Consider the following 3,529-nt stretch of genomic DNA (forward strand, 5'->3'; position numbering starts at 1 on the left):
CGGTTTATCCCTGTGTATACAGGGAACACTCTAATTGTAGCTATCTGTTTTATTTACAGTTATAGCGACCAACAAATTCTACCAGATTTTTTAAATTTTTAAAGATTTTTAACTTATTGATTTTTAATAAGTCGTAAGTAGGCTTTTTCCAATTTCTATCGTTCCACCAAGAAACACCAATTTTTAATTTAAATTCAAAAAGATATAAATATTCGAATGTACCTAAACAAAAAATATTGTCTTTTACTTTCGTATTAGCGTGAGCTTTGCCCTACTTATTTATGGTGTGTTTTTTACACAATTACGATCATACAAGGTTTATTATACTCTGAATTATTATCGATTGTTTAATACAGAATAACGGGTTAATGCGCTCTTCTTTTTCTAGTTGCCAGTTGCTTTTGACATGTTCGTGCGCTTCGTCCACTTTTTTCATGGCAAAGTCTCGCTGATAAGGCTCGGTGATGCCAAGTTTATCTAATCCCGCTTCAATAAGCGCTTTTTGTTGTTGCTTTTCTTCTTCAAATAGCTCATCAACTTCGTTCCATTTGCTTAACCCTTCATCAGCATACCATTCACTTTCATATTTCACCAGTAAATGCCCTATCTGCTCCGCTGTCCAACTTCTGCGTAATCCTTCCTTTAAATCCCTATCCGTAAAAGTCGGTGGCGGTAGGTCTTTTTTTCGTTGGGTTGAATATATTAGTGTGCCGGTTAAGATTTGCTGTAATTCTCGCATCGTCGGCGTGTAATCGGCTAAATCTAAGGCGGCAACGTTATTTTTGCTGATTTTATCAGATAATTCGCCTACCGTTGCCTTCTCTTCTATCGTTTTAAAACCTGACCAGTGCCATGGACTACGTCGTTTGATATGTGCTTGCGCATTGTCTTTTATATTGACCCAATCGTGTATCATTAGGCTTTGCTTATCCAGTGCTGTCACTTTTACCCATGTTGTGTTGTCTTCATCTATCGCTATCAAGCCGTCATGCGCTAATGCATTGAGCGATAGGGTGCGTGAGCTTAATACCGTATTTTTGTCTTCCTCTGTAGGGATGTTCGCTAATGATAACGGAAAATCATACCAATAACTTGCGCTTGAATTAAGTTGCCCATCTTCGCCTTGAAGGTGTAATACATTATCTAATTCTATCCAGTACGGCTTGTTTTCAAGCATAAAACGAATTGTAAAAAAATCCTCATTATTCTCGGGCTCAGAATAGACGCTCGGTAGCCTCGTATCTTGTTCTTTTCCGCCACTAACTAACTCAACTTTATCGGGTATATCGGCTAGGATCAATTTTAGGTAACGCAATCGATAAAATTTGATCAGGTTCGTTTTATCTGCCTGCGTTAAACGTAACCTTTTAACTTTATCCGTCTTATTTTCAACAGAGTCTACATAGTTCACCGAAATAACTCAGAATATTGAACACTCTCGAAAAATTGATATGGATGTGAATATCTTGCAAGATTACAATCAAAGTTTGTTTCATGACATGATAATAACTCATATTTATCATTATTTTTCGTGTAAATTTCATCGAGTAGAATAAAATCAAAATCTTTTTCATTCAACAAGCTTTTGGATTTAATAAAGCCAAATTGATGAATACTCTTATCTTTGAGTTTTATTGAAATAAAATAATAAGGTTCTCGGTACTCAATAATTTCGAAAATTAACCCGCCATTGTAACATTCTGCTTTTGGCGTAATATTTAAATTAGCATAAGGATGATTTAAATCATTTTTTTGATAAAGTTCAATTGACCACCATTTTTGAGCTGGATTTAAATAAGCATGACTTAGTGCTTCTTTTAGTAATTCAGTAGATTTATCAAAATATATTTCGCCTTTAGATAGCGGGATACCACATTCCGATAAAATTAAAACACAATAATATGGCTGTTTTGTTGATGTAATTGATAAAGTTTCGATACCTTTTCCGTTATAGAACTCAATAGAATTATAACTATTTACTATGGGTAAATTTAAATTACTACACGCAAAAATATCAACTACATAAAAGAGTAGCATTAATAAAATATGTTTAGATATTTTTATCATTAGTAATTAACCTCCAATTTATCTAATTTATAATAATAAAATAAATCTCTCGCAGGAAAAAATGCTTGAAATTGAATTATATAAGCTGTTGGGATTTTATCATAAATATGAGTTCCTAGATTTAACAATGAATATGGCATTGTTGACGGAGTAGGAAAATCTAAATAAGAAACTAATTTTTCAACAAAAGTAACACAATTATTTGTATAAATTGAGTATGGTTCTCTATCTGGATTATTATTTTCTTTTATTTTTATTTCGCAATACTTAATAGCTTCATTAAAAACATTTTCTTTTCTAAGAATAGCTCCCTTTATATTACCTTTTTGACCAGAGTTATTAGATATTTGACGTAGTGTTTTCTTAAATGAATCAATATTTATCATTTTTGAAGAAGATATTATGACATCCTTTGTTTGGACACTCCTTGTTCTTCCTAATTCTCCTGGTGGATATCGACCGTATTCGTAATATTTTGTTTTACCATTTTGTCCATTAATTATTAAAACTCCTGCATGCCCTAATAATGGAACTCGATCTGTACCGAAATAATCCCTACCTGATGTTCCACTTCCTCCTTCTAATCTAATAAGATAATTAGGAAAAACCAATGGAATTACATAGTCTTCTGAGCCACTAATATACGCTTCAACCACATCATCATTACCAATTTCATTCATTTTAGAAATTTTTATATTTGTTGTGCCCATAAATTTATTTTTCCTTTATTAATCCATAATCTTTAATTATCAGTAAAAGTCGGTTTAGAAATTTGTAAATTAACAATTCCATCTTTTTCAGATATTACTTTTTGAGTATATCCTTGTTCATTGCTCACACCAGTTAATTTACTACCATCAGCTAAGGCTATTTCATATTTCACGTTTTTAAGCGGTTGATTTGTAATGAGGTCTTTTAGTAAAAATTTAATATGATATAAACTGTTATCAGTTACACATGGTAAGTATAATTTATCATTTGGCATTACTATAGCCCCCATCTTCTGCATCACATTACATTTAAGATACACATTATCTTGCGTGCCCAGTTCAATGCCTTCTTCGCTGATTTTTATATATGAGCCGCCACACATTAACGTAAGCTGTTCGCTTGCGGTGACAGTGAGCTCACCATCGACACTGTCAATTTTTATATCCTGCTTGGCGGCCATGTTGAGGTTGGCGTTTTGGGCTTGCACTTCAATATCGCCTTGGTTGGCAAACAGTTTCATGCCTGATTTGTGGGCAAATAAGCCCATCGCTTCGCCCGATGAGAGGGTAAGGTTTTTTAAGGCGGCAATGTCAGTTTGGTTTTCACTGGTTAAAGTAACGCTGTTGCCGGTGGAGAGTTGAATGTTTTGTGGACTGGTTAAGGCAATGCCTTCTTGGGCATAGGCAAGTATGCCGCTTTGGGTCAGTTGGCTTAATGTTTTGTTAAGTTGTTCTTGGCTGTCAGTGTCTGC

4 protein-coding genes are annotated in these 3,529 nt (G+C 33.9%); all 4 read right to left on the minus strand.

The window, feature by feature from the left end; all coding sequences use genetic code 11:
* Nucleotides 1–307: 307 nt before the first annotated feature.
* Complete coding sequence (locus A9G34_RS01840) at nucleotides 308–1,411, minus strand: hypothetical protein (RefSeq protein ID WP_065568710.1); 1,104 nt, start codon at nucleotides 1,409–1,411, stop codon at nucleotides 308–310.
* On the minus strand, nucleotides 1,408–2,067 hold the full coding sequence (locus tag A9G34_RS01845; protein WP_065568711.1) for a hypothetical protein: 660 nt from the start codon (nucleotides 2,065–2,067) through the stop codon (nucleotides 1,408–1,410). Before A9G34_RS01845 ends, A9G34_RS01840 begins: the two co-directional genes overlap by 4 nt.
* The gene (locus A9G34_RS01850) at nucleotides 2,067–2,777 is read right to left on the minus strand and encodes a hypothetical protein (protein ID WP_065568712.1); all 711 of its coding nucleotides are present in this window, start codon (nucleotides 2,775–2,777) and stop codon (nucleotides 2,067–2,069) included. Before A9G34_RS01850 ends, A9G34_RS01845 begins: the two co-directional genes overlap by 1 nt.
* A 32-nt stretch (nucleotides 2,778–2,809) precedes the next feature.
* A partial coding sequence (locus A9G34_RS01855) for a DUF2345 domain-containing protein (RefSeq protein ID WP_141670308.1) occupies nucleotides 2,810–3,529 on the minus strand: 720 nt, incomplete at its 5' end.

The organism is Gilliamella sp. Choc4-2 (assembly GCF_001690355.1).
GTDB classification, from domain to species: domain Bacteria; phylum Pseudomonadota; class Gammaproteobacteria; order Enterobacterales; family Orbaceae; genus Gilliamella; species Gilliamella apicola_A.